At 41.8% G+C, this 24097-nt stretch carries 22 protein-coding genes; 7 read left to right on the top strand and 15 right to left on the bottom strand.

Features of this window, described 5'->3' with window-relative positions; genetic code table 11:
- Window positions 1–29: 29 nt before the first annotated feature.
- Window positions 30–596, bottom strand: a complete 567-nt coding sequence (gene gmhB, locus PR761_RS12925; protein ID WP_006814023.1) for a D-glycero-beta-D-manno-heptose 1,7-bisphosphate 7-phosphatase — start codon at window positions 594–596, stop codon at window positions 30–32.
- Between the two features lie 168 nt (window positions 597–764).
- Between gmhB and metN the strand changes: the two genes are divergently transcribed.
- The 6 genes from metN (at window position 765) to proS (ending at window position 6472) form a co-directional block, all read left to right on the top strand.
- A complete protein-coding gene (gene metN / locus PR761_RS12920; RefSeq protein ID WP_039854688.1) occupies window positions 765–1796 on the top strand; it encodes a methionine ABC transporter ATP-binding protein MetN in 1032 nt (343 codons plus the stop codon).
- Entirely contained in the window at window positions 1789–2442 is a 654-nt protein-coding gene (gene metI, locus PR761_RS12915) for a methionine ABC transporter permease MetI (RefSeq protein WP_006814024.1), read from the top strand. Before metN ends, metI begins: the two co-directional genes overlap by 8 nt.
- 93 nt (window positions 2443–2535) lie before the next feature.
- Window positions 2536–3357, top strand: coding sequence for a MetQ/NlpA family lipoprotein (locus PR761_RS12910; protein ID WP_039854690.1), 822 nt, complete (start codon window positions 2536–2538; stop codon window positions 3355–3357).
- Window positions 3358–3580: 223 nt separating this feature from the next.
- Entirely contained in the window at window positions 3581–3895 is a 315-nt protein-coding gene (gene rcsF, locus PR761_RS12905; protein WP_223844719.1) for an Rcs stress response system protein RcsF, read from the top strand.
- Window positions 3896–3902: 7 nt separating this feature from the next.
- On the top strand, window positions 3903–4622 hold the full coding sequence (gene tsaA / locus PR761_RS12900; protein ID WP_006814026.1) for a tRNA (N6-threonylcarbamoyladenosine(37)-N6)-methyltransferase TrmO: 720 nt from the start codon (window positions 3903–3905) through the stop codon (window positions 4620–4622).
- 119 nt (window positions 4623–4741) lie between these two features.
- Window positions 4742–6472 (top strand): proline--tRNA ligase, encoded by a 1731-nt coding sequence (proS, locus tag PR761_RS12895; RefSeq protein ID WP_006814027.1) that lies wholly within the window; start codon window positions 4742–4744, stop codon window positions 6470–6472.
- A 92-nt stretch (window positions 6473–6564) separates the two neighbouring features.
- Here proS and PR761_RS12890 read toward each other — a convergent pair whose 3' ends face one another.
- Window positions 6565–7221, bottom strand: a complete 657-nt coding sequence (locus PR761_RS12890) for a copper resistance protein NlpE N-terminal domain-containing protein (RefSeq protein ID WP_112837310.1) — start codon at window positions 7219–7221, stop codon at window positions 6565–6567.
- A gap of 313 nt (window positions 7222–7534) precedes the next feature.
- Here PR761_RS12890 and rof point away from each other — a divergent pair, with 313 nt between their 5' ends.
- On the top strand, window positions 7535–7798 hold the full coding sequence (gene rof / locus PR761_RS12885) for a Rho-binding antiterminator (protein WP_006814029.1): 264 nt from the start codon (window positions 7535–7537) through the stop codon (window positions 7796–7798).
- A gap of 77 nt (window positions 7799–7875) precedes the next feature.
- Here rof and tilS read toward each other — a convergent pair whose 3' ends face one another.
- From tilS to uppS, 13 genes are all read right to left on the bottom strand, one after another.
- Window positions 7876–9237: a tRNA lysidine(34) synthetase TilS gene (tilS, locus tag PR761_RS12880; RefSeq protein ID WP_006814030.1), complete on the bottom strand. Its 1362-nt coding sequence runs from the start codon at window positions 9235–9237 to the stop codon at window positions 7876–7878.
- Between the two features lie 125 nt (window positions 9238–9362).
- A complete protein-coding gene (accA, locus tag PR761_RS12875) occupies window positions 9363–10322 on the bottom strand; it encodes an acetyl-CoA carboxylase carboxyl transferase subunit alpha (RefSeq protein WP_006814031.1) in 960 nt (319 codons plus the stop codon).
- Window positions 10323–10334: 12 nt separating this feature from the next.
- The gene (dnaE, locus tag PR761_RS12870) at window positions 10335–13817 is read right to left on the bottom strand and encodes a DNA polymerase III subunit alpha (protein ID WP_112837311.1); all 3483 of its coding nucleotides are present in this window, start codon (window positions 13815–13817) and stop codon (window positions 10335–10337) included.
- A 26-nt stretch (window positions 13818–13843) separates the two neighbouring features.
- Window positions 13844–14434 (bottom strand): ribonuclease HII, encoded by a 591-nt coding sequence (rnhB, locus tag PR761_RS12865; protein WP_006814033.1) that lies wholly within the window; start codon window positions 14432–14434, stop codon window positions 13844–13846.
- Window positions 14434–15588, bottom strand: a complete 1155-nt coding sequence (gene lpxB, locus PR761_RS12860) for a lipid-A-disaccharide synthase (RefSeq protein WP_039854699.1) — start codon at window positions 15586–15588, stop codon at window positions 14434–14436. The genes rnhB and lpxB overlap by 1 nt, the downstream gene beginning before the upstream one ends.
- Window positions 15589–15641: 53 nt before the next feature.
- On the bottom strand, window positions 15642–16439 hold the full coding sequence (gene lpxA / locus PR761_RS12855; protein WP_006814035.1) for an acyl-ACP--UDP-N-acetylglucosamine O-acyltransferase: 798 nt from the start codon (window positions 16437–16439) through the stop codon (window positions 15642–15644).
- A gap of 1 nt (window position 16440) precedes the next feature.
- Entirely contained in the window at window positions 16441–16893 is a 453-nt protein-coding gene (gene fabZ, locus PR761_RS12850; RefSeq protein ID WP_006658399.1) for a 3-hydroxyacyl-ACP dehydratase FabZ, read from the bottom strand.
- Between the two features lie 129 nt (window positions 16894–17022).
- Window positions 17023–18060: a UDP-3-O-(3-hydroxymyristoyl)glucosamine N-acyltransferase gene (lpxD, locus tag PR761_RS12845; protein WP_154610940.1), complete on the bottom strand. Its 1038-nt coding sequence runs from the start codon at window positions 18058–18060 to the stop codon at window positions 17023–17025.
- Window positions 18061–18063: 3 nt separating this feature from the next.
- Window positions 18064–18558, bottom strand: a complete 495-nt coding sequence (gene skp / locus PR761_RS12840; protein ID WP_006814038.1) for a molecular chaperone Skp — start codon at window positions 18556–18558, stop codon at window positions 18064–18066.
- 86 nt (window positions 18559–18644) lie between these two features.
- Entirely contained in the window at window positions 18645–21059 is a 2415-nt protein-coding gene (bamA, locus tag PR761_RS12835; RefSeq protein ID WP_006814039.1) for an outer membrane protein assembly factor BamA, read from the bottom strand.
- A gap of 42 nt (window positions 21060–21101) precedes the next feature.
- Complete coding sequence (rseP, locus tag PR761_RS12830) at window positions 21102–22454, bottom strand: sigma E protease regulator RseP (protein WP_006814040.1); 1353 nt, start codon at window positions 22452–22454, stop codon at window positions 21102–21104.
- A gap of 8 nt (window positions 22455–22462) precedes the next feature.
- A complete protein-coding gene (gene cdsA, locus PR761_RS12825; protein ID WP_006814041.1) occupies window positions 22463–23329 on the bottom strand; it encodes a phosphatidate cytidylyltransferase in 867 nt (288 codons plus the stop codon).
- A gap of 6 nt (window positions 23330–23335) precedes the next feature.
- Window positions 23336–24088, bottom strand: coding sequence for a polyprenyl diphosphate synthase (gene uppS / locus PR761_RS12820; RefSeq protein ID WP_006814042.1), 753 nt, complete (start codon window positions 24086–24088; stop codon window positions 23336–23338).
- Window positions 24089–24097 lie beyond the last annotated feature (9 nt).

The following is a 24097-nucleotide window of genomic DNA, read 5'->3' as shown; positions in this document are numbered from 1 at the left end:
ATCAACCGCCGATTTATCATCCAAAACGGCTATTTTTTGAATCTTTTTAGGGTTTCTGGCAGTTCTGCGATGCTATTTATAACGATATCAGCACTTGCCATTGCTTCTTCCGTGACTGCTTCACCACTTTTAACCAAGATGTTAGTACCCACTTGAGCCGCTTTACCCGCCAGCATGTCTGCAAGTTTATCGCCAACCATAATAGAAGAAGCCATATCGATGTCTAAATGCTCTTGTGCATCTAATAGCATGCCAGGTTTCGGTTTACGACAATTGCATTCTTGCTTGTATTCTTCAATCGTAGCCTCTGGGTGATGCGGACAAAAATAGATGCCATCTAAATCAATACCACGATCTGCCAGTGACCAATCCATCCATTCAGTGAGATGCTCAAACTGCTCTTCCGTATAAATACCGCGTCCAATTCCTGACTGGTTAGTAACAACAACTAACGCGTACCCCATTTTTTTTAATTCAATCATGGCTTCAATAGCGCCATCAATAAATTGAAAATCATCGATTTGATGTACATAACCATGATCGATATTAATTGTGCCATCTCTATCAAGAAAGATTGCTGGAATGCCTTTACTCACCGCTTTGCTCCTCAAACTAAAATGGTTTTTAGTATCTCACGAAAAGAAATGAAATGAGAATAGAATAAATAGAACAAACTTTATTGACTTAGACGTCTAGACGCCTTAACATCCAAGTATATTAGATACAGTATCTAGAAAATAATTCGTCAGAGAATAGAAGATAGAATGATAAAGCTCTCAAATATAAATAAAGTCTTCCAGCAAGGAAATCGTCAGATACAGGCATTGACTGATATCAGTCTGCATGTTCCTTCTGGTCAAATATATGGTGTTATTGGTGCATCTGGCGCAGGTAAAAGCACGCTAATTCGTTGCGTTAACATGCTAGAGCGACCAACATCAGGGCAAGTCATTGTTGATGGTCAAGATTTAACTTCTCTACCAGAAAAAGCTTTGACGAAAGCTCGTCGTGGTATTGGCATGATTTTCCAGCACTTTAACTTATTATCGTCACGCACCGTCTTTGACAATGTCGCGCTACCTCTTGAGTTAGATAGTACGCCAAGAGAAACAATCAAGCAGCGTGTTAACGAATTACTCGAATTGGTAGGTTTGACTGATAAGAAAGATGCTTATCCTGCAAATCTATCTGGTGGGCAAAAACAGCGCGTCGCCATTGCTCGTGCGCTAGCTAACTCTCCAAAAGTATTATTGTGTGATGAAGCAACCAGTGCGTTAGACCCAGCAACAACACGCTCTATCCTAGAATTGCTGAAAGATATTAATCGCCGTTTAGGTTTGACCATTTTATTGATCACTCACGAAATGGATGTCGTTAAGCGTATTTGCGACCAAGTGGCAGTCATCAGTGGTGGGCAGTTAATTGAGCAGGATAAAGTGAGTGAAGTTTTCTCTCATCCTAAAACGCCAGTCGCTCAAGAATTTATTAAATCCACGTTGATTATTGATATTCCCGATGATTACAGTGAACGTTTGCAAAGTGAACCAGGTAAAGATTTATCACCTTTATTAAAGCTGGAGTTCACAGGGCAGTCAGTGGATGCACCATTAATTTCCATGGCTGTTCGTAAATTTGATATCGACATTAATATTTTAAGTTCGCAAATTGATTATGCCGGTGGTGTTAAGTTTGGTGTGATGCTAGCAGAATTACACGGTATCGATGGTGGTGTTGAATCCACAATTACCTTTTTAAAAGAACACCATGTCAAAGTAGAGGTTTTGGGTTATGTCTGAGGGAATGATTTCACTACTTATTTCAGGAACGATTGATACCATTATCATGACATTCGTTTCTGCAATTTTAGGTTTTATTTTAGGTATCCCTACAGGCGTTCTACTTTATGTAACTCGCCGTGGACAAGTTATGGAAAATACCGCTCTGTATAGCGTTATTTCCGCGGTTGTAAACGTATTCCGTTCAATACCGTTTATTATTTTGTTAGTGTGGATCAGCCCGTTTACCAAATTTATCGTCGGCTCGGCGATCGGTATTGAAGGTGCCATCGTTCCATTAACTGTCGGTGCAATTCCATTTATTGCTCGTATGGTTGAAAACGCACTATTAGAAGTACCGAGTGGCTTAATTGAAGCATCCCGAGCTATGGGTGCAACGCCACTACAGATTATTAGCAAAGTATTACTACCAGAGTCTCTTCCTGGACTCATTAATGCGGCAACCATTACATTAATTATGTTAGTCGGTTATTCCGCAATGGGTGGTGCTGTCGGTTCCGGTGGGTTAGGCCAAATTGCAATGCAATACGGTTACTATACTTATAACCCAGTAGTCATGAATACCGTACTTGTCCTATTAATTGTTTTAGTATTCATCATTCAGTTTACTGGTGAATATTTAATGAAGAAAGTGTCACATAAATAGTCCGAAATAGAGATAGTCAGTAACAATAGCAGCGCCAAAGAAACTCTACCAAGTAGTTAAGGTGCTATAAAAAAGTGTCTAAAGGGGTAAATTATGTCTATTAAGTTAAAATCATTTGCAGTAGTTGGCGCGCTGTTAGGAACGTTATTCCTCGCTGGCTGTGGTGAGAAGCAAAAAGATCCAAATAGTATTAAAGTCGGTGTGATTATGGGCAAAGAGTTTGAAGTTGCTGAAGTTGCACAAAAAGTTGCTAAAGAAAAATATGGTCTGAATGTTGAGCTAGTCTCCTTTAATGATTTCGTTTTACCAAACGAAGCATTAAGCAAAGGTGATATTGATGCTAACGCATTCCAACATAAGCCTTATTTAGATCAGCAAATCAAAGATCGTAACTATAAATTAGTCCCAGTTGGTAATACATTTATTTACCCTATTGCAGGCTATTCTAAGCAAATTAAATCTATTGATGAACTTGCTGATGGCTCACAGGTCGCTCTGCCTAATGACCCAACGAACTTAGGTCGTTCATTACTGTTACTGCAACAACAAGGTTTGATTAAGTTAAAAGATGGCACAGGTTTAATGCCAACTGTTTTGGATGTTATTGAAAATCCTAAAGGCTTAAAATTTGTTGAGCTAGAAGCACCGCAATTACCACGAGCTCTTGATGACCAAAAAATTGCTTTAGCGATCATCAATACCACTTGGGCTAGCAGTGCAACACCAAAACTGACTCCAGCAAAAGATGGTCTGTTTGTTGAAGATAAAGATTCTCCATACGTGAATATTATTGTCACCCGTGAAGACAATAAAGATAGCGAGAATGTGAAGAAGTTTATCCAAGCATATCAATCTAATGAAGTTGCAGAAAAAGCTAACGAAGTTTTCGATGGTGGTGCAGTTAAAGGCTGGTAATCTTTCCTCTTAAAAAGAAAGCGTATAAAATACTAGGCGGCTTAATGCTGCCTAGTATTTTTGTATTATGAATACCGATAAAATAAATAATGAATGCGCTACCACAGATAATAAAAAGGTCGAATTTATGAGATTGTTTTTACTCACCCTAGCGGCATTTATGCTAGCTGGGTGTGGAATTAACCAATACACCAGTCCAAGTATGAATAAGGGGTTTTCGAGTATGAAGATATCGAAACCCGTACCAAAAGCGACTAAAGAAGAAGATGTCAGCGCAGAAAAAATTAAATTAATGAATAGCCCTGAGGAATTACTGGGTATGCCATTCAAAGATTTAGGCGTTGTCTCCGGTGAAGACTGTAGAAAAAACGCTAAGAGTCCCCCAGCTAATCTTGATTCTGCAAAGAATAGCATGTTAACCCAAGCCGCTTATATTGCTGCCGATGCAGTACTATTACATCAATGCCAAACGTCGACTGCTCCAGGCTGCTACCAAGCAACCGTATGTGAAGGCAGCGCGCTTAAAATTGTCGAATAATATATTTATGCAATCTTTTCAATTTAATATTATCGGGCATATCGAATCCCCCTATAAAGAAAAGTTTGCCATCCCTCGCCAACCTGGATTAGTCCAGGGCGGCTTTGGACGTTTACATTTACATTCGCCATTTAATGACCCTAATGGGGTTCGTGGACTAACTCAGTTTAGCCATATTTGGGTTTTATTCGTTTTCCATCAAACAATGAGTGGAGGATGGAAACCGTTGGTTCGCCCACCACGCTTAGGTGGAAATGATAAAATGGGCGTATTTGCAACACGTTCAACTTTCCGACCTAATCCTATCGGAATGTCATTAGTTGAGCTGAAAGGTGTTTCAACTGAAAATAACCAAGTCATACTTGAACTTGGTAGCCTTGACTTAGTCGACGGTACGCCCGTGATCGATATCAAGCCCTACCTTCCTTTTGCCGAAGCCATTACCACAGCAAAAGCGGGATATGCTCAAGATGCACCATCCGATAATATGCAGGTTATTTTCAGCCCTTTAGTGCAAGAAGAATTAATTAAATATCAGGCTAACTATCCTGGGCTTGCAATATTTATTGAACAAGTACTGATGCAAGATCCCCGCCCTGCCTATAAAAAACAATCAAATGAAGCCCGTGATTATGCAGTTCATTTATTAGATTTTAATGTTCGTTGGCGAGTCATTGATAATGTCACTGAAGTATTCGCGATCGAACGTAACGAAAAAACGCTTTAACCTCTTTTGACAAATCCTTGTCACTGGTAGACTAGCTCTTTATTCCGCTGCTTAGCAGCTTTAAATTATTGGGTGAGTACTGACTTACCATAATTTGTTGTTCTAATGGAACCTATACAATGCGTACTAGCAAATATCTGCTCTCAACTCTAAAAGAGACCCCTGCGGATGCAGAAGTTATCAGCCATCAGCTGATGCTGCGTGCAGGAATGATCCGTAAACTTGCTTCTGGTCTGTATGACTGGCTACCCACTGGCGTACGTGTACTACGTAAAGTAGAAAACATTGTTCGCGAAGAAATGGAAAATGCAGGTGCTATCGAGGTATCTTTACCCGTAGTTCAGCCCGCTGATTTATGGCAAGAAAGTGGGCGTTGGGAACAATACGGTCCTGAGTTGCTACGCTTTGTTGATCGTGGAGAGCGTCCATTTGTTCTGGGTCCAACCCATGAAGAAGTTATCACTGATTTAGTGCGTAACGAAATCACTTCATATAAACAATTACCTTTGAATTTATTCCAAATTCAAACAAAATTCCGTGATGAAGTACGCCCACGTTTTGGTGTGATGCGTTCACGCGAATTTATCATGAAAGATGCCTACTCTTTCCATACCAGCCAAGAGTCATTGCAAGAAACTTATGATGCAATGTATGAAGCCTACAGCAAAATTTTCACGCGTATCGGCTTTGATTTCCGTGCAGTACTCGCTGATACGGGCTCAATTGGTGGAAATGCATCCCATGAATTCCAAGTCTTAGCGCAAAGCGGTGAAGATGATGTCGTTTTCTCTACTGAATCTGATTTCGCCGCAAATATCGAGTTTGCTGAAGCCGTTGCACCAAACGTCCAGCGTGCTGCTCCTAGCGAAGAGATGCACTTGGTTGATACACCAAATGCAAAAACCATTGCTGAATTGGTCGAACAATTTAATTTACCGATCGAAAAAACCGTCAAAACGCTGATTGTTCACGCGAAGAAAGATTCTGGTCATACTTTAGTTGCCCTATTAATTCGTGGCGACCATGAACTGAACGAGATCAAAGCTGAAAAACATCCGTTAGTCGCTAGCCCATTACAGTTCGCAACGGAAGAAGAAATTCGCCAAGCTATCAATGCCGGCCCGGGTTCTTTAGGTCCAGTCAATATGCCACTGCCAATTGTTATCGACCGCAGTGTCGCGGTAATGAGTGACTTTGGTGCCGGTGCAAATATTGATGGTAAACATTACTTTGGTATTAACTGGGAACGAGACTTACCATTACCAGAAACTTACGACCTGCGTAATGTTGTGGTTGGCGATCCAAGTCCGGATGGCAAAGGCACACTATTAATTAAGCGTGGTATTGAAGTCGGTCATATCTTCCAGTTAGGTACTAAATACTCAGAAGCGATGAAAGCTTCAGTGCAAAACGAGGAAGGTCATAACCAAATCGTCACGATGGGTTGCTATGGTATCGGTGTTACTCGTATCGTTGCAGCAGCTATCGAGCAAAGCCATGATGACCGCGGTATCATATGGTCAGATGCTATCGCACCTTTCCAAGTTGCGATTCTACCAATGAATATGCACAAATCTTATCGCGTGAAAGAAGTTGCAGAAAAACTCTATGCCGACCTGAAAGCTCAAGGTATTGACGTGATTTTTGATGACCGTAAAGAGCGTCCGGGTGTGATGTTTGCCGATATGGAATTAATTGGCGTTCCATACACTATTGTTATTGGCGACCGTAACTTAGATACCAACCAAGTAGAATATAAATCACGTCGCAGTGATGATAAAGCACTGGTTGGTTTAGATAATGTTGTTAGCTTCTTAAAAGAAAAATTAGCGACAAATTTGCGTAAATAATTACCAAAATTGTCTCTATAACAAAAGGCTCAGAATTCAGTATTCACTGGTTCTGAGCCTTTTTTATTCATCAATATATTAATGAATTAAGATTATTTGCAAGACGCCGAAGGGTCAAACTTGATTTTACCTGTAGGGACAAGCGCAGAATCAAACTGTCCATCTTCCATTGATGGGCGAATTGTATAATAACCATCAACTTCGACATAAACTGGGGTACCGCCATCAACCCCCGTTTCACCATATGCTCTCTCTAGCTCAATACCTGAAGTCGCATATTTGCGTCCAGTTTCACACTCAGTAAAAATAGCTGCATCCGCCATATAACGGTATTCACCAATTTTTTTGCTCGGTGTCACTTTCCCTAACGTATAATTCATGGCGCTTTCAATTCGCTCACCATTAATATCAAGTAGAGTTACCGAGTTATTATCAGCCGCTTTAGCAAAATAAGAACGCTCAGCCTGAGCATTAGTCAACGTCAGCATATTTCCATTTGCCGACCAATTTCCTGTTTCATGAAATATTTGATTGCCATTTTTGGTTTCTAAATAGAGCAACTGTTCAACATAGCTACCATCTGGATTAACTAATAGAGTTGCTTCAATACCCGAACAATCGGCACAAGGGATCAAACCACTATAAACATTATCGACTGAGGCTGACTCAACTTCACTGACACCACTTTGGCAGCCGGATAAAGCAATTGAACCCGCGGCAATAAACGCTAATAAAAAAACTTTTTTCATTGTAATTCCCTTAAGATCATTCATGTATGACTGTTCAAACCCAAAATACATCATATCATCTCAAATAATAAAAAATGGGGTGCCTAAAAAATTTAAATTGCTCAAATAAGATACCAAGCACATTAGATTGGTGAATAAGAATTTTCTTTTTCCTGCACCTCTGATTATAGTTATTAAATTACTATGCTATTATCGAGTTAAGCACTTTTTTACTCAGTTCTTTTTGCTTAGTATATTGAGGCTTAGTACATTGATGCTTAGTACAACATGTTCAAGGCGGCAATAACCGCCACTAACTCAGTGGTGAGGGAATATGTCTACAGATAATGAATATCAACCAATCAATTGTGATGATTACGAATATCTAGAAATCGCATGCCAACGTCAATTAAAACTGCAAGTTCAGTTAAATGACGGCGAGAATATTGAAGGGCAAGCCAGTGATTTGCTCCTACGAAAAAAAATTGAGTACCTTGTCCTGATCACTCAGGAAGGAACCAAGGAGCTTAGGCTGGATTATATTAACTCCTTCAGTCATCCTGAAATCGGCACAATCGTTGTCGACCAATCTCATTAATACTCGTACTGAGTTTCTTCTATGCCCCTTATGATAGTCACAGTCATAAGGGGTTTCTCATTTAATAATCAAATAAACTAAATGTACTCATCCCTATTTGACCAAAATTCAGAATGTTGCCAATCAATTGCAATGCCCTCATCTTGATCATTAATCAAACCATCTGAAGTAATAAAACAGCCTACAGCGCTAATTAGCACATCGTTATAGTAGATTAATGGTGTACGCTCACGCATCCATGGGGCAACACCAAGTTCTTGCCAAAGTTTTTTACTACTTCGAGAATGGGTTCTGCCAACAATGTTATGTGAACCTTGCAAACCAAAACGTACGGTGACTTTCTCATCACGTCGAGGTGGCCTAATTTGTCCTTGTCCATTCATTACAATGAGATAGCCAAGGGATTCAGGCAATGCCAATGGTGCTGGATACTCCCAGTCATAGGTCATGCCCATGACACTATTTATACGTCGAACCACCCAGAGCGCACCTTGATAACGGCGAATTTCTCTATCACCCAAACGACAAATAGGTTCTGCATCTTGCCGAGCTAGAGCCACTTCCTGCCATATACGCTCTAATTGATTAAACGGGGGCATCGGTAACTGATGCAGTTTAATCCATCGGCGTAGCAAGGCATTACGTTTAGCGATGGAACATTCAACCAGCCCATCGATAAAAAGCCCGCCACGATAATCCACTATCTCATCCAGTGAATCTTGAAGCAGTTCGTCCAGCAGTGATTCCTGCTCAGCACACAATGAAGCGCTACGAGAAACGGCATTAGCAAAATGCGGCCAACGTTCAGATAATCTTGGCATAATATGTAACCGTAAAAAATTACGGTCATAGCGATCATCTTGATTACTGTCATCCTCAACCCAAGGTAGCGCATATTCTTGCATATAACGTTCTAACTCTTGGCGAGAAATGTCTAATAGTGGTCGCAATAAATAAGTATTCCCGCGAGTCGCATCAAATGGTTGTGACTCCCGCATGGCAGATAATCCGGCAGGACCACTTCCCCGCTTCAATGCTAATAAAAATGTTTCAGCTTGATCATCTAGATGCTGAGCAGTAACAATAATTTCATTTTGAAGCAATTCGTCACGATAAGCTTGATAGCGTGCATCTCTTGCCGCAGCCTCAACTCCGTTGTTAGACGCATCAACCGTAACATGGTGACAAACAAAAGGGATATTCCATTGTTCACAAAGTTCTGCACAATGCATTTCCCATTTATCTGCGCGCATATTCAAGCCATGGTGAACATGTATAGCGCGAACTTGTAATGAAGGAAAGTGGCTTTGTTTTAGCTGATAAAGGGCATGTAACAACACGGTTGAATCAATACCGCCACTAAATCCAACTAAAATTTTTCGATGATCCCCTATCTTGCTTAAAATCTGCTCTAGGATGATCTGTGAAGATTTAGCCATGACTTACCCTTATACAAATGAATTACTATTAATTTTACTTCCTACTAGCAAGTAGGTCGAAAAAATATAATAAAAAACGGGAGTTGGTAAACCAAACTCCCGTTTTAAATTCAATAGATTACTAATCAGCAGTAACCGTAACCCATCAAACGTTGATAGCGACGATTTTTCAATGCTTCAGTATCTAAAGTATCTAATTCTTCAAGATCTTGAACAATTTGTGCCTTTAGAGACTCTGCAATTGCATCGTAATTACGGTGAGCACCACCAAGAGGTTCTGGAATAACGTTATCAATTAATTTTAACTCTTTCAAACGACCCGCAGTGATCCCCATAGCATCAGCGGCTAATGGCGCTTTATCTGCACTTTTCCACAGAATGGATGCACAACCTTCTGGAGAAATAACAGAGTACGTACTGTATTGCAGCATATTCACTTTATCACCAACACCGATAGCTAATGCACCACCGGAGCCGCCTTCACCAATGACCGTACAAATAACAGGTACTGATAAACGTGACATTTCACGCAGGTTGCGTGCAATAGCTTCCGATTGTCCACGTTCTTCCGCACCGACACCAGGGTAAGCCCCTGGAGTATCAATAAAGGTGATAATCGGTAAGTTAAAACGCTCAGCTAATTCCATCAGGCGCAATGCCTTACGGTAACCTTCAGGTGCTGGCATACCAAAATTACGACGAATTTTCTCTTTAGTTTCGCGACCTTTTTGGTGACCAATAACCATAACTGGACGACCATCTAAACGCGCGATCCCACCAATAATTGCTTTATCATCCGCGTAGGCGCGATCACCGGCTAACTCTTGGAAATCCGTGAATATACGAGGGATATAATCCAAAGAGTATGGGCGACGTGGGTGACGAGCGAGCTTAGCGATTTGCCAAGCGCCCAGATCAGAGAAAATTTTACGTGTCAGTTCGACACTTTTTTCACGTAAACGAGCAACCTCTTCATCTAGGTTGACTTCGATATTATTCTCTTGACGGCTGAGTGCAGTTAGGGAATCGATTTTCGCCTCTAATTCAGCAATCGGCTGTTCAAAATCAAGAAAGTCCAGACTCATAATATTCCTATTTTAGTCAAATTCTAATTCTACCTGCTCATTACCCAGCAGAGTTCGAAGGTCGTTCAGAAGGGGATCCACGGGTGTCACACGCCAAACAACGCCAAACTTAAGTTTAGCTCTGGCATCATCCTTCTGATAATACAAATGAACCGGGATCGTCCCTGAACGGTGAGGTTCAAGGGCGCTACGAAGCCGATTCAATAATTGATCGTTAATTTGTTTATCTGACAGTGATATCGCAAGAGCTCGAGCATACTTTTCCCTTGCTTCTCCAATATCCATTAATTCGCGCACTGTCATTTTATTACCACCGTTGAAATCATCAAAGCTGACCTGACCGGTGGCAATTAATATATTATCTTTTTCCAACATATGTTGGTATTTATCCAGCGCATCTGAAAATAACATAATATCCAGACGACCGGAACGATCATCAAGGGTGCAAATCCCAATTCTGTTTCCACGTTTCGTGGTAATAACTTTCGCTGAGAGCACTAAACCTACCACAGTTGTCACTTGACCACGAGGGGTTGGGTTCACATCTTTCAATCTCAAGCCATTAGTATAACGCTCAATCTCGCTTAAGTAGCGCGTTATTGGGTGCCCTGTCAAATATAAGCCCAGAGTTTCACGTTCCCCCTCAAGCACGACTTGCTCTGGCCATTTAGGTACGCTGGCATACGAGCTTTCAACTTGTTCAGGGGCTTCCGCTAATACGCCGAACATATCTCCTTGCCCGATAGCTTCTGCTTTCGCATGCTGGTCTGCGGCTTTTAATGCATCTTCAAGAGAAGACATTAGAGCCGCACGATGTGGACCTAAATGATCAAAAGCCCCCGCCATGATCAGTTTTTCCATCACACGGCGGTTGATCTTCTTGATGTCCACTCGAGCACAAAGATCAAAGATTTCCTTGAAGATCCCACCTTGCTGACGAGCTTCAATGATCGCTTCAATTGGGCCTTCACCGACCCCTTTGATAGCACCGATACCGTAAACTATCTCACCTTCATCATTCACATGGAAGTGATATAAGCCACTATTGATATCTGGTGGTAATACTTTTAAGCCCATCCGCCAGCATTCATCGACTAGCCCAACCACTTTTTCGGTATTATCCATATCCGCAGTCATTACTGCCGCCATAAACTCAGCGGGATAATGGGCTTTTAACCATAATGTCTGGTAAGAAACTAATGCATAAGCAGCTGAGTGAGATTTGTTAAATCCATAACCGGCAAATTTCTCTACCAAGTCAAAGATTTTCATCGAAAGCTCGCCATCTATGCCATTTTTAATAGCACCATCTTTGAAAACAGAGCGCTGCTTCGCCATTTCCTCAGGTTTCTTTTTACCCATAGCACGACGCAGCATATCCGCCCCGCCGAGGGTATAACCCGCTAATACCTGAGCAATCTGCATAACCTGTTCTTGGTACAAGATAATACCATAAGTTGGCTCTAGAACAGGTTTTAATGATTCATGCTGCCACTTCACATCAGGATACGATATTTCTTCACGACCATGTTTACGGTCAATAAAGTTATCCACCATCCCTGATTGCAGTGGACCTGGGCGGAATAATGCCACAAGGGCAATCATGTCTTCAAAGGAGTCTGGCTGTAGTCGCTTAATCAGATCTTTCATGCCGCGGGATTCTAATTGGAATACCGCCGTCGTTTCTGATCGCTGTAGCATATCGAAGCTTTTTTTATCTTCCAATGGAATAGCTGCGATATCAATCGGTTCTAAGTTTTTCTTCGCGCGTCGAGCATTGATCATTTCCAATGCCCAGTTAATGATGGTTAAAGTACGTAACCCTAGGAAGTCAAACTTAACCAAGCCCGCATATTCGACATCGTTTTTATCAAATTGCGTAACGGGGTTGTTTCCTTCTGCATCACAATATAGCGGTGCAAAATCAGTAATTTTAGTAGGGGCAATGACTACCCCACCCGCATGTTTACCCGCATTTCGAGTCACACCTTCAAGCTTGCGCGCCATATCAATCAGCGCTTTAACTTCTTCATCCGCTTCATAAATTTCAGGGAGTTGAGGTTCAACCTCAAACGCTTTTTCCAGCGTCATCCCTGGATCCGGTGGGATTAATTTAGAGATTCTGTCGACAAAACCGTACGGATGCCCTAGTACACGTCCCACATCCCGGATAACCGCTTTCGCAGCCATGGTACCAAAAGTAATAATCTGGGATACGGCATCACGCCCATACATTTGAGCTACGTGATCAATCACTTGGTCACGTTTTTCCATGCAAAAGTCCACATCGAAGTCAGGCATAGAAACCCGCTCAGGGTTTAGAAAACGTTCAAACAGTAAATCTAATTCTAATGGGTCTAAGTCTGTAATTTTCAGTGCATAAGCGACTAAAGATCCCGCACCGGAACCTCGTCCTGGCCCTACAGGTACGCCATTATCTTTTGACCATTGGATAAATTCCATCACGATCAGGAAGTAGCCGGGGAATCCCATTTGGTTGATAACATTCAGCTCAATATCCAAACGTTCATCATATTCAATCCGTTTTACCGCCCGCTCTTTTTCATCTGGGAATAAAAATTCTAACCGCTCTTCGAGCCCTTTTTTCGAGCACATGACCAGATAGTCTTCGGTTTCCATATCCCCTGTGGGGAATTTAGGGAGAAAATACTCGCCAAGACGGATAGTGACGTTACAGCGCTTAGCAATCTCTACACTATTTTCTAACGCTTCTGGGATGTCAGCAAATAGCTCACACATCTCTTCTTCAGAACGTAAGTATTGCTGAGGACTATAATTTTTCGGACGTTTAGGATCAACAAGAGTAAAGCCATCATGAATTGCCACACGAATTTCGTGAGCATCAAAATCACGGCTCTCGATAAAACAGACTTCATTCGTGGCTACAACAGGCAACCCGCGCAGCGTCGCTAATTCTATAGCTGCATGTAAATAACTCTCTTCGTCAGGTCGACCCGTTCTAATTAATTCGAGGTAGTATGAACCGGGAAAGTGTGTTTCGTAGAACTCGATGCATTCATCGACTAGCGCTTGGTTTCCTCGCAGTAAGAACTGCCCCACATCCCCTTTACGGCCACCAGAAAGGAGAATTAGCCCTTCTTTATGCTTCACAAGCCAATCACGATGGATTGTCGGACCAATGGCGCCATAGCCTTTTTGATACGCTTCTGAAATCAATAATGTAAGATTTTGGTAACCTTCATTATTGCGAGCCAGTACAGTTAAATGGGCAACATCGTCACCAAGCTGCTCACTTTCCATGTAGAAGTCAGCACCAATAATTGGCTTAACACCCGCACTATGCGCCGCACCATAAAATTTCACTAACCCACATAGGTTAGTAAAATCGGTGATGGCAAGCGCAGGCATGCCCATTTCAGCCACTTTTTTGACCAAAGGACCGGTTTTAGCCAGTCCATCGATCATGGAATAGTCGCTATGAACGCGTAGATGAATAAAACGAGGAGAAGCCATTAACCTGATACCTATTTTTTAACTGACTATTTAATGTCTAACGCTCGTCGTACTGGCGCGAAGCTTTTGCGGTGAAACTCAGTCGCTCCAAATTGAGCTAGCTTTTCTAAGTGATAAGCGGTTGGATAACCTTTATGTTTAGCAAATCCATATTCAGGGAATACTTTATCTAATTCCACCATTTCCCTGTCTCTCACTACTTTAGCAAGAATGGATGCTGCGCTAATTTCCTGCACTAAACTATCTCCCTTCACGACTGCTTGGGATGGCATTGATAATTTGGGACAACGATTTCCATCAACTAAAACAAACTCCGGCGTGATAGATAGCCCAGCAACGGCTCTTTGCATGGCTAGCATAGTTGCATGCAGAATATTTAACTCATCAATTTCATTTGGTTCCGCTCGTCCAATGCACCAGCAGAGCGCTTTTTCTTTGATTTCATCAAACAGTTTCTCACGTTTTTTTTCTGTGAGTTTTTTTGAGTCTGCTAAGCCTTCAATGGGGTTGTTCGGATCAAGAATAACAGCGGCAGTCACAACCGCACCGACTAACGGTCCGCGACCCACTTCATCAACACCAGCAATTAAGTTGGCTTTTGGGTATATAAATTCCATTAATTTCTAACCAAATCTAGTACTGCATCAGCCGCTTGCTTATCCGCATCACAGCGGATCAACTGATGTAATTGTAAGAAAGTCTGCTTCAATGCGTCCACTTGCTCTCCCCCTTCTAATAAGGGAAGTAATTGAGCAGCAAGCTGTTCTGGTTGGCACTCATCTTGAAGCAATTCTTTAACGATTTCCTTTCCTGCCAATAAATTAGGCAAAGAAACATAGGGGGTTTTAACTAAACGCTTAGCTAACCAAAACGTGAATGGCTTCATTCGATACCCAACAACCATCGGACATTTAGTCAACATGCATTCTAATGCAGCAGTACCCGATGCTAACAAGGTAGCATCAGCAGCCATCATCGCATCTCGCGCTTGCCCATCTAAAATATGAACGTTAAGTTCTGGGGCAACCTGCTGTTTTATCTCATCGAATTGCTGACGCCTTTTTTGATTAACCAACGGAACCACTATCTGTAAATCAGTAAAGTGGTTACTTAAAAGTGTAGCGGTTTTTAAAAAATCAGCACTGAGCATTTCCACTTCAGAATGGCGGCTTCCCGGTAATAAGGCTAAACACTTGCTGGTAGCCGGAATATTTAAACGTTCTCGTGCTGCTTGTTTATCAGGATTGAGTGCAATTGCATCCGCCATTGTATGCCCGATAAAACGACAAGGGACATCAAAACGATCGTAGAAAGCTTTTTCAAAGGGTAAAAAAGCCAGGACTAAATTTGTCGAACGACCAATTTTAAATACTCGCTTTTGACGCCATGCCCATACGGATGGGCTGACATAATGAATAGTTTTAATGCCTGTCGATTTCAATTTACCTTCAAGGGTAATATTAAAATCCGGTGCGTCGATTCCAACAAAGACATCAGGCTGTAATTCAGTAAAACGCTGAGTTAAATCTTTACGAATAGACAATAGGCGAGGTAAACGACCGAGGACTTCAACAATCCCCATGACCGCCAGTTCTTCCATTTCATACCAAGCTTCACAACCTTCAGCTTGCATGAGAGGACCGGCAACACCAACAAAGCGGGCATTGGGTACTTGCTGTTTTAATGCACGAATCAATCCGGCACCTAAGATGTCGCCAGACGTTTCTCCGGCAACAAGGCCAATAGTAAGTGGGCGGTTGCTATTCACCAAAATTCGCTCCTTATTAAAGGCCTAATCTCATTTTTCATCTGTAACAACAAAAATTAACGAATAATTCCGCGTTTAGACTGTGCTGATTCTTCAAGGAAATCACTAAACACTTTGACGTGTTCATCGGTTTTTGCCATTTCTGCAATTTCTTCTCGCGCTTCTTCTAAAGATTTCCCTGAACGATATAACGTTTTGTACGCATTACGAATTGCATGCAGGGATTCTTTTTCAAAACCACGACGCTTAAGACCTTCTAGGTTTAAGCCGAATGGTGTTGCATGGTTACCTTGTGCGATAACATACGGAGGTACGTCTTGAGCAACCCCAGAACATCCACCCACCATAACGTGAGCGCCAATTTGGCAAAATTGATGCACTGCGGTCATGCCACCAATAATGGCGAAATCACCTAATGTGACGTGACCACCTAAAGTTCCGTTATTAGCAATAATACAGCGGTTGCCAATAATGCAATCATGAGCAATATGGACGTTAACCATCAATAAGTTGTCATTACCAATCTTAGTGAGATCACCACCTTGGGTGGTTCCTCGATGGATAGTCACACTTTCACGAATACGGTTTCTGTCACCAATCTCTACGCGTGTTGGCTCGCCTTGGTATTTCAGGTCTTGGTTAATTTCACCAATAGAAGCAAATTGAAATATCACATTGTCACGGCCAATTTTGGTGTGCCCATTAACGACAACATGCGATTTCAGCTCGGTACCATCACCAATTTCAACATTAGCGCCGATATAGCAAAAAGGGCCAATATGAACATTGGCTCCAATAACAGCTCCATCTTCTACAATAGATGAGGGATGAACATAGGCAGTTTTGTCAATCATATCAGACCTCACGGCGACGGGCGCACATCATTTCTGCTTCGCAGGCCACTTCTCCATCAACTTTTGCAACACCTTTAAAACGAGCAACACCGCGACGTTCTTTGATAAATTCAACTTCCAGGATCATTTGATCTCCTGGCAGAACGGGACGTTTAAAGCGTGCATTATCTATTGCTGCGAAATAATACAATTCACCAGGCTCCAATTTTCCTACACTTTTAAATGCAAGGATACCTGTTGCCTGAGCCATTGCTTCTAAAATTAAAACACCCGGAAAGATTGGTTTGCTAGGAAAGTGTCCCTGAAAAAATGGCTCATTAAAGGAGACATTTTTTACCGCGCGCAAAGATTTACCTTCTTCGAAATCCAAAACACGGTCAACCAAAAGGAATGGGTAACGGTGCGGAAGTAGTTCTAAAATTTCTTCAATATTCAGAGTATGATTATCACTCATCGAAATACTCTTCCTGTCTATTAATACAATCTAATTAATGAATCGGCCTGCTTTGACCCTATAAAGGACCAACAGGCAGGCCGGAAAAAACGTAACTCTAAAGCTATTTTAGCCCGAATTACCAAATGATTACTGTTTTTTTTGATTTTGGCTATCTAATTCACGTTCCAGTGTTTTTAGACGCTTATTCATCTCATTGATATTTAAAACTAAAGCAGCAGTTTTTCGCCAAGTTTTATTAGGTTGTAAAGGAATACCTGAAGAGTAAACTCCCGGTTCAGTGATTGGTCGCATAACCATTCCCATTCCTGTTACGGTAACCTTGTCACAAATTTCCATGTGACCATTGATAACACTGGCTCCGCCAATCATACAATAGCGACCAATTTTCAAACTACCGGCCATGATAACACCACCAGCAACTGCGGTATTATCGCCTATTGTTACATTATGCGCAATTTGGCACTGGTTATCGATAATAACCCCATTGCCAATGACTGTGTTATCTAATGCGCCACGGTCAATCGTTGTACAAGCACCAATTTCGACGCGGGATCCAATGATCACAGTGCCTAATTGTGGAATTTTGATCCAGTAGCCACGATCATTTGCGTACCCAAAACCATCAGAGCCGATTACTGTACCTGATTGGATCAAACAGTGATCACCAATCTCAACATCATGATACACACTGACATTGGCCCATAAACGAGTACCTGCGCCAATTCGTGTATTTTTACCAATAAAGCAACCCGCGCCAATAATCACGTTATCACCCAGTGTGACACCACTTTCGATAACGGCATTTGCGCCAATTGCAACATTCTGACCCAATTGGGCATCATCAGCGATCACCGCTGATGCATGGATATTTTCAGCAGGCGCTGGCGTTGTATCCATAATTTGCGCCATACGCGCATAAGCAAGATAAGGGTTATCTACAACCAGTGCAGCAACCTTACAAGCGCTCAGATCTTTTTCAGTCAATACAACAGCCGCAGCCTGACAATCTACTAACTTGTCACTGTAACGACTATCAGATAAAAAAGTAATCTGTTGACTGTTAGCTGAATACATCGGTGCGATACCGGTGATGACGATATCGCCATCACCGTGTAACTGTGCATTCAACTGCTGAGCTAAATCAGCTAATCGAATTGAAGACATCTATTATTTAACCTGCTTTTGAACCTGACTAGTGATATCGATACCATCTTTTGCATACGCAACTGCGTTTGCATCGATAACAACATCATAGCCTTCTTTCGCAGCAACAGATTTAATAGAATCTTGGATACGGCTCAGAATTTTATTGCGCTCTTCAGATTGACGACGACGGTTGTCTTCTTCAAACTTCTGTGCTTTTTCAGCGAATTGGTCACGTTTAGTGATTAGCTCTTTTTCCAGCTTTTCGCGCTCGCTTGTGCTCATTGTCGCACCATCACGACGTAGTTTTTCTACGCGTGATTGCAGATCTTTTTCCAGATTTTGCAATTCAGTTGCACGACTTTTGAATTCACTTTCAAGCTGTTTAGCAACGGATTCACGTGCTGGCATCTTCTGGAAAATTTCACCAACGTTTACGATAGCGATTTTTTCAGCATAAGCACCCGCAGACATTGCTAAAGCAATACTCACACCCGCTGCACACAACAATTTTTTCACACTAAACTCCTTAACCCATTCTTATGGCTGGAAATTTTGGTTGCCCTCATTCAATATGAGGGCTTAGTTCGATAGAGACTGGGGACTTACCAAGTTCTACCAATATTAAATTGGAACTGTTCTGATTTATCGCCTTCGTAATCCTTAATAGGTTGCGCATAGGAGAAGACCAGAGGTCCAAGCGGCGAAATCCACTGTAAAGCAAGACCCGTAGATACACGGACATTGGTTGCATTACCGTAGTCAGGCATGCCTTTACGCCACTCTGGATTAATACTATTCCAATTGGTATCCCAAACCGTACCCGCATCCACAAACAGTGAGGTACGGATCGTATTCGCATATTTTTCGTCAATAAATGGTGTTGGTGTAATCAGCTCAAATGATGCTGTATACATTGCATTACCACCAACCGCATCGCTCGATGGGCTGCCTGGCTCTGGAACTGCCACACCATTGACCGATTTCAAGTAAACGGCTTTAGGACCAATGTTATTCGAACGGAAACCACGAATAGAGCTGGAGCCACCCGCATAGAAGTTCTCATAGAATGGCATTTGCTTACTGCCGATACCATCACCATAACCCGCTTGTGCGCGACCTAACACAACCCAAGTTTCATCATCATTTATTGGGTAATAATGTGCGGTATCAAAACGCAGTTTATAGTATTCGTTATCAGAACCAGGGACTGTAACCTTACCTGAAACGCTGGTTTTATTACCCGATGTTGGGAAGAAACCACGGTTTAAGGAGTTATATGTCCAACCAACGTTCAATGTAAAGTCATCGGCTCTAAAGCTTTCTTTATTACGACCATCTGCTGTGACAGGCGGATTTTGCCCCATTGAATCGAGGTAATCCCACATTGCGGCTTGAGCTCGCATGTCAGATAAATCGTTATGAACATAACCCGCACCAACACGGAATGAGTTATTTTCATTGAATGGGAAACTTAAGAAGCTATCAAGACCATAGGTTTTGTTGTTATAGCCTGATAAATCCGCATCTTTAGCGCTAAAGTCGTTATAGAAAATACGCCCACCCAAACTCACCCCGTTAACGGTGAAGTAAGGGTCAGTCATTGAAAATTCTACGTTGGTTGAGTAGTCGTTTCGGCTCGCGTTAATACCAACCGCATTACCTGTACCTAACCAGTTATCCTGAGTCACACCGACTTGGAAACTCACGCCACTTTCAGTACCAAAACCAACACCAAAGTTCATAGAACCCGTGTTACGCTCTTTAACTTTATAAATGACATCAACTTGGTCAGCACTGCCAGGAATACGTTGAGTTTCAACATCTACCGTTTCAAAGAAACCTGTACGATTCAGACGTTCTTTACCTAATTCGACAAGATCATTACCTAACCAAGCACCTTCCATCTGACGCATTTCACGGCGTAAAACAGAATCCTTACTGGTATCGTTACCTTGGAAACGAATTTGGCGAACATAGAAACGGTTACCAGCATCCACATTGACATGCAACTTAACCGTTTTATCTGCATCATTAATTTCAGGCTGAGTCATTACACGCGGATATGCGTAGCCATAGCGACCAAACAGATCTTTAATCTTGTTTTCCATCTGAGTCACTTGAGCACCGTTGTATAATTCACCCGGTGTAATCGTGATTAACTCTTTGATGTCCGCTAAATGCTCTGCCGTATTACCATTAACTTCAACTCCGGAGATTTTGTATTGATCCCCTTCAGTAATATTAATTGTAATATAAATATCTTTTTTGTCTGGCGTCAGGCTCACTTGAGTGGAATCGATATTAAAACGGGCATAACCACGATCAAGATAAAAACTGCGTAAAGTTTCTAAGTCACCCGCCAGTTTTTGCTTCTGATACTTTTGGTCAGCCGCTAAGTTCCACCAAGGCACATCGTCACGTAATTGGAGTTTATTCACCAATTCTGCGGTTGGATAATTTTTATTACCCACAATGTTGATCTGCTGAATTTTTGCAGATACGCCTTCAGAGAACACAAATTTTAAATCGACACGGTTACGTGGCAATGGAGTTACCACCGCTTTTACTGTCGCATTATATTTACCAACGCTGTAGTAAAAGTCTTCTAAACCTTTCTCTATATTCGCAATTTTAGTGCGGTCTAATGCTTCACCCACACGGACATTTGATGCTTCCAAGTTCTGCTTCAGCATGTCATCTTTTACAGATTTATTGCCTGTAAAAGTGATACTTGCGATGGTTGGTCGTTCTTTAACTTGAACGATCAGCGTGTTTCCATCACGCAGGACCCTAACATCTTCGAAGTTACCAGTAGAGAATAATGAACGGATTGAACGACTAATATCGTCGTTATCAACTGAATCACCGACCCTAACAGGCATGTTCAATAATGCTGCACCAACGGCGACGCGTTGTAGACCTTCGAAACGAATGTCTTTAACTACGAATCCGTCTGAACCGTATGCAGTGGCGCTACCTAAAAGCAGCGACGCTATGAGCAACTTTTTCATCGCCATCGTTGTTATGCGTATTCCTTACTGGTCCCAAGCTTTCAAAAATTAGAAGCGAGAGAAATCATTAAAAAGTGCAAGTCCCATTAACAGAATCAATGCCATTGCACCTATCCGAAAACTAAAGTCTTGAACTCGCTCAGACACTGGGCTTCCCTTAATTTTTTCAATTAATAAGAAGAGTAAGTGCCCCCCATCTAACACAGGCAATGGAAATAAATTGATGATGCCTAGGTTTACGCTAATCAGCGCAATAAACATCAAATAATATACCAAGCCTGATTCAGCCGAAACCCCCGCGCCTTTCGCGATAGATACCGGACCACTCAAGTTATTGAGTTTGACATCCCCAACAACTAATTTACCCATCATATTGACTGTCAGTTTCATTAACTGCCAAGTCTTATCGCTAGCTTGAAATAGCGCAGATAACGGATCATACTCCTGCACCATTTTATACTCATCAGCTAACGGTAGCACTGATAATTCAACGCCAGCAAGCCCAACTTTTTCTCCTCGTTTTCCATCTTGGCTATCCGGAGTCAATGTTAAAGGCACTTGTTGCTGATTTCTTTCTACGATTAATTTCAGTGGTGTCCCCGGATTAGCCCGAATAATTTTCGTTACTGGATTCCAAATATCCAGAGCTTCTCCGTTAACACTAATAATTCTATCTCCGGGTTTTAAACCGGCACGAGCACCTGCTAAGCCTTCAGTCACTTTGAGGATGACTGGGTCTACCTTGGCAGATACTGGCATAATGCCAATCGACAAAATTGGATCTTGTTTTTCAGGATCAAATTGCCAAGAGGTCAAGTCTGCTGTTTTTGAAACTGGCTCATTATATCCTTGAGGCAAAACTTGTGCAGTAAATTCCCGATCACCAATTTTACCCACTAAGGCTAAACGAACAGAATTCCAATCAGGTGTTTCGATACCATCGATCGATTTTAGTTCCATTTTAGGCTCAAAATTTGCTTGAGCTGCAATAGAACCCGGCTTGATATCCTCGATGACGGGGCGCACGGATGGAATCCCAATCATAAACACAATCCAGTAGACAACAATAGCTAGTAAAAAGTTCGCTAGCGGACCTGCACTAATAATGGCAGCTCGTTGCCCAACTGTTTTATTGTTAAACGCAAGATGCCTACGTTCTGGTGCAACTTCACCAACACGCTCATCAAGCATTTTGACATAACCCCCTAGAGGGATCAGCGCCAATACAAACTCGGTACCGTGTTTATCGACTTTACGCCAAAGCGTTTTACCAAACCCAATAGAAAATCGCTCAACATAAACACCACAACGGCGAGCGACCCAATAATGACCAAATTCGTGTACTGTAATCAGTACACCTATTGCAATAATAAATGCCGCTAAGCTCCAAATGAATCCCATTGATATTCCTAAAGACCAAAACCGTTAAAAACTAACAAATTCAGCCCTGCAAATACCGGAATTGCGGCTGTCAGGCTGTCAATTCTATCAAGAATTCCACCATGCCCCGGAATCAAATGGCTACTATCTTTGATACCAGATTGACGCTTAAACATACTTTCGGTTAAGTCGCCAAATACAGATACTACAACAACAATAATTGATGTCACTAGTAAATAATCTGGCATGACAGGGATTGGGGCATATAAACTAAATAACCATGAGATGATGCCCGCAGTGATTAAACCACCAATCAATCCTTCCCATGTTTTACCTGGCGATACTTTTGGCGCCATTTTATTACGTCCGATGGTGCGCCCAAATGCATAAGCACCAGAATCTGCGCCCCAAACTAACAACATGACATATAAAAGCCACCACGCACCAAATGAGCTATCACTTTGATAACCAATAGTTCTTAACACCATCATTCCACAATAGAATGGAACAATCGTTAACACGCCAAATAATAAACGAAGAATGATAGACTTGCCCCATGAGGCAGAAGCTGGATAAGTCACGACAAGTAAAATCGCAGCGACCCACCAGATCAGTCCGGCCCATAAGCCATACAGAATAAGTGGCTCATGGGTTAGCATGGTCATGTCAGGTAAAGAAAATTGAATCGCCAACAACACCACTGCGAATACGGCCGCTAAACCAATACGTTTAGCTTGTGAATGCCAACCTGCGAACTGAGCCCATTCCCATGCCCCCAATGCACAGACTGCAATGACAACAAACCCGAAATTAGCCGGAGAAAGTAAAAATAAAGCTGCGATAACAATAGGTATTAAAATTACCGCAGTGAGTAAACGATACTTCAGCACATCCATCCCCTTTTATTTGACGAGTTCGTCATCTGATTCAGCCCCACCATAGCGACGCTCACGTTGACTAAAAGCATCCACTGCACTCTGAAATACTGTCTCATCAAAATCTGGCCATAACACGTTAGTGAAATAAAACTCTGCGTAAGCGACTTGCCATAATAAAAAATTACTAATGCGGTGTTCTCCACCTGTACGAATAACCAAATCTACATTTTCTTGGTCATGCATACAAATATGCTGACTAATTGCACATTCATCCACATCATCGATAGAAAGCTCACCACGACTGACTTTGCCATAAACTTGTTTGACGCTGTTAACAATATCCCATCTACCACCATAATTTGCTGCGATGTTTAGCTGTAATCCCGTATTGTCTGCAGTTAACGCTTCCGCTTTATCAATTCTTTTTCTTAACGTTTCACTAAAACGGCTAACATCACCAATAATTTTGAGTTTTACATTATTTTTATGGAGATTTTTAACTTCGTTATCTAATGCAAAAACAAACAGATCCATCAACGAACTCACTTCTTTTTCTGGTCTTTTCCAGTTTTCGCTGCTGAATGCGTAAAGAGTGAGTGAACTAATTTTATTCTTTACCGCAAAACGCACAGAACTACGTACAGATTCAACACCTGCTCGATGACCAGTAATTCTGAATTTTCCTCTCTGTTTAGCCCATCGTCCATTACCATCCATTATGATAGCAACATGCTTCGGCATCATAGATTCAGAGAGATTTTCACCACTAGAGTTCATTAAATGTTA

This window comes from Providencia sp. PROV210 (assembly GCF_028479445.1).
Taxonomy (GTDB): domain Bacteria; phylum Pseudomonadota; class Gammaproteobacteria; order Enterobacterales; family Enterobacteriaceae; genus Providencia; species Providencia rustigianii.
This window is presented reverse-complemented; position numbering and strand designations above follow the sequence as displayed.

Excerpts from the sequence above, each read along its gene's own strand:
- metN (WP_039854688.1), top strand. The coding sequence starts at position 765 with ATGATAAAGCTCTCAAATATAAATAAAGTCTTCCAGCAAGGAAATCGT.
- metI (WP_006814024.1), top strand. The coding sequence starts at position 1,789 with ATGTCTGAGGGAATGATTTCACTACTTATTTCAGGAACGATTGATACC.
- PR761_RS12910 (WP_039854690.1), top strand. The coding sequence starts at position 2,536 with ATGTCTATTAAGTTAAAATCATTTGCAGTAGTTGGCGCGCTGTTAGGA.
- rcsF (WP_223844719.1), top strand. The coding sequence starts at position 3,581 with ATGAAGATATCGAAACCCGTACCAAAAGCGACTAAAGAAGAAGATGTC.
- tsaA (WP_006814026.1), top strand. The coding sequence starts at position 3,903 with ATGCAATCTTTTCAATTTAATATTATCGGGCATATCGAATCCCCCTAT.
- proS (WP_006814027.1), top strand. The coding sequence starts at position 4,742 with ATGCGTACTAGCAAATATCTGCTCTCAACTCTAAAAGAGACCCCTGCG.
- PR761_RS12890 (WP_112837310.1), bottom strand. The coding sequence starts at position 7,221 with ATGAAAAAAGTTTTTTTATTAGCGTTTATTGCCGCGGGTTCAATTGCT.
- rof (WP_006814029.1), top strand. The coding sequence starts at position 7,535 with ATGTCTACAGATAATGAATATCAACCAATCAATTGTGATGATTACGAA.
- tilS (WP_006814030.1), bottom strand. The coding sequence starts at position 9,237 with ATGGCTAAATCTTCACAGATCATCCTAGAGCAGATTTTAAGCAAGATA.
- accA (WP_006814031.1), bottom strand. The coding sequence starts at position 10,322 with ATGAGTCTGGACTTTCTTGATTTTGAACAGCCGATTGCTGAATTAGAG.
- dnaE (WP_112837311.1), bottom strand. The coding sequence starts at position 13,817 with ATGGCTTCTCCTCGTTTTATTCATCTACGCGTTCATAGCGACTATTCC.
- rnhB (WP_006814033.1), bottom strand. The coding sequence starts at position 14,434 with ATGGAATTTATATACCCAAAAGCCAACTTAATTGCTGGTGTTGATGAA.
- lpxA (WP_006814035.1), bottom strand. The coding sequence starts at position 16,439 with ATGATTGACAAAACTGCCTATGTTCATCCCTCATCTATTGTAGAAGAT.
- fabZ (WP_006658399.1), bottom strand. The coding sequence starts at position 16,893 with ATGAGTGATAATCATACTCTGAATATTGAAGAAATTTTAGAACTACTT.
- lpxD (WP_154610940.1), bottom strand. The coding sequence starts at position 18,060 with ATGTCTTCAATTCGATTAGCTGATTTAGCTCAGCAGTTGAATGCACAG.
- bamA (WP_006814039.1), bottom strand. The coding sequence starts at position 21,059 with ATGGCGATGAAAAAGTTGCTCATAGCGTCGCTGCTTTTAGGTAGCGCC.
- rseP (WP_006814040.1), bottom strand. The coding sequence starts at position 22,454 with ATGGGATTCATTTGGAGCTTAGCGGCATTTATTATTGCAATAGGTGTA.
- cdsA (WP_006814041.1), bottom strand. The coding sequence starts at position 23,329 with ATGGATGTGCTGAAGTATCGTTTACTCACTGCGGTAATTTTAATACCT.
- uppS (WP_006814042.1), bottom strand. The coding sequence starts at position 24,088 with ATGAACTCTAGTGGTGAAAATCTCTCTGAATCTATGATGCCGAAGCAT.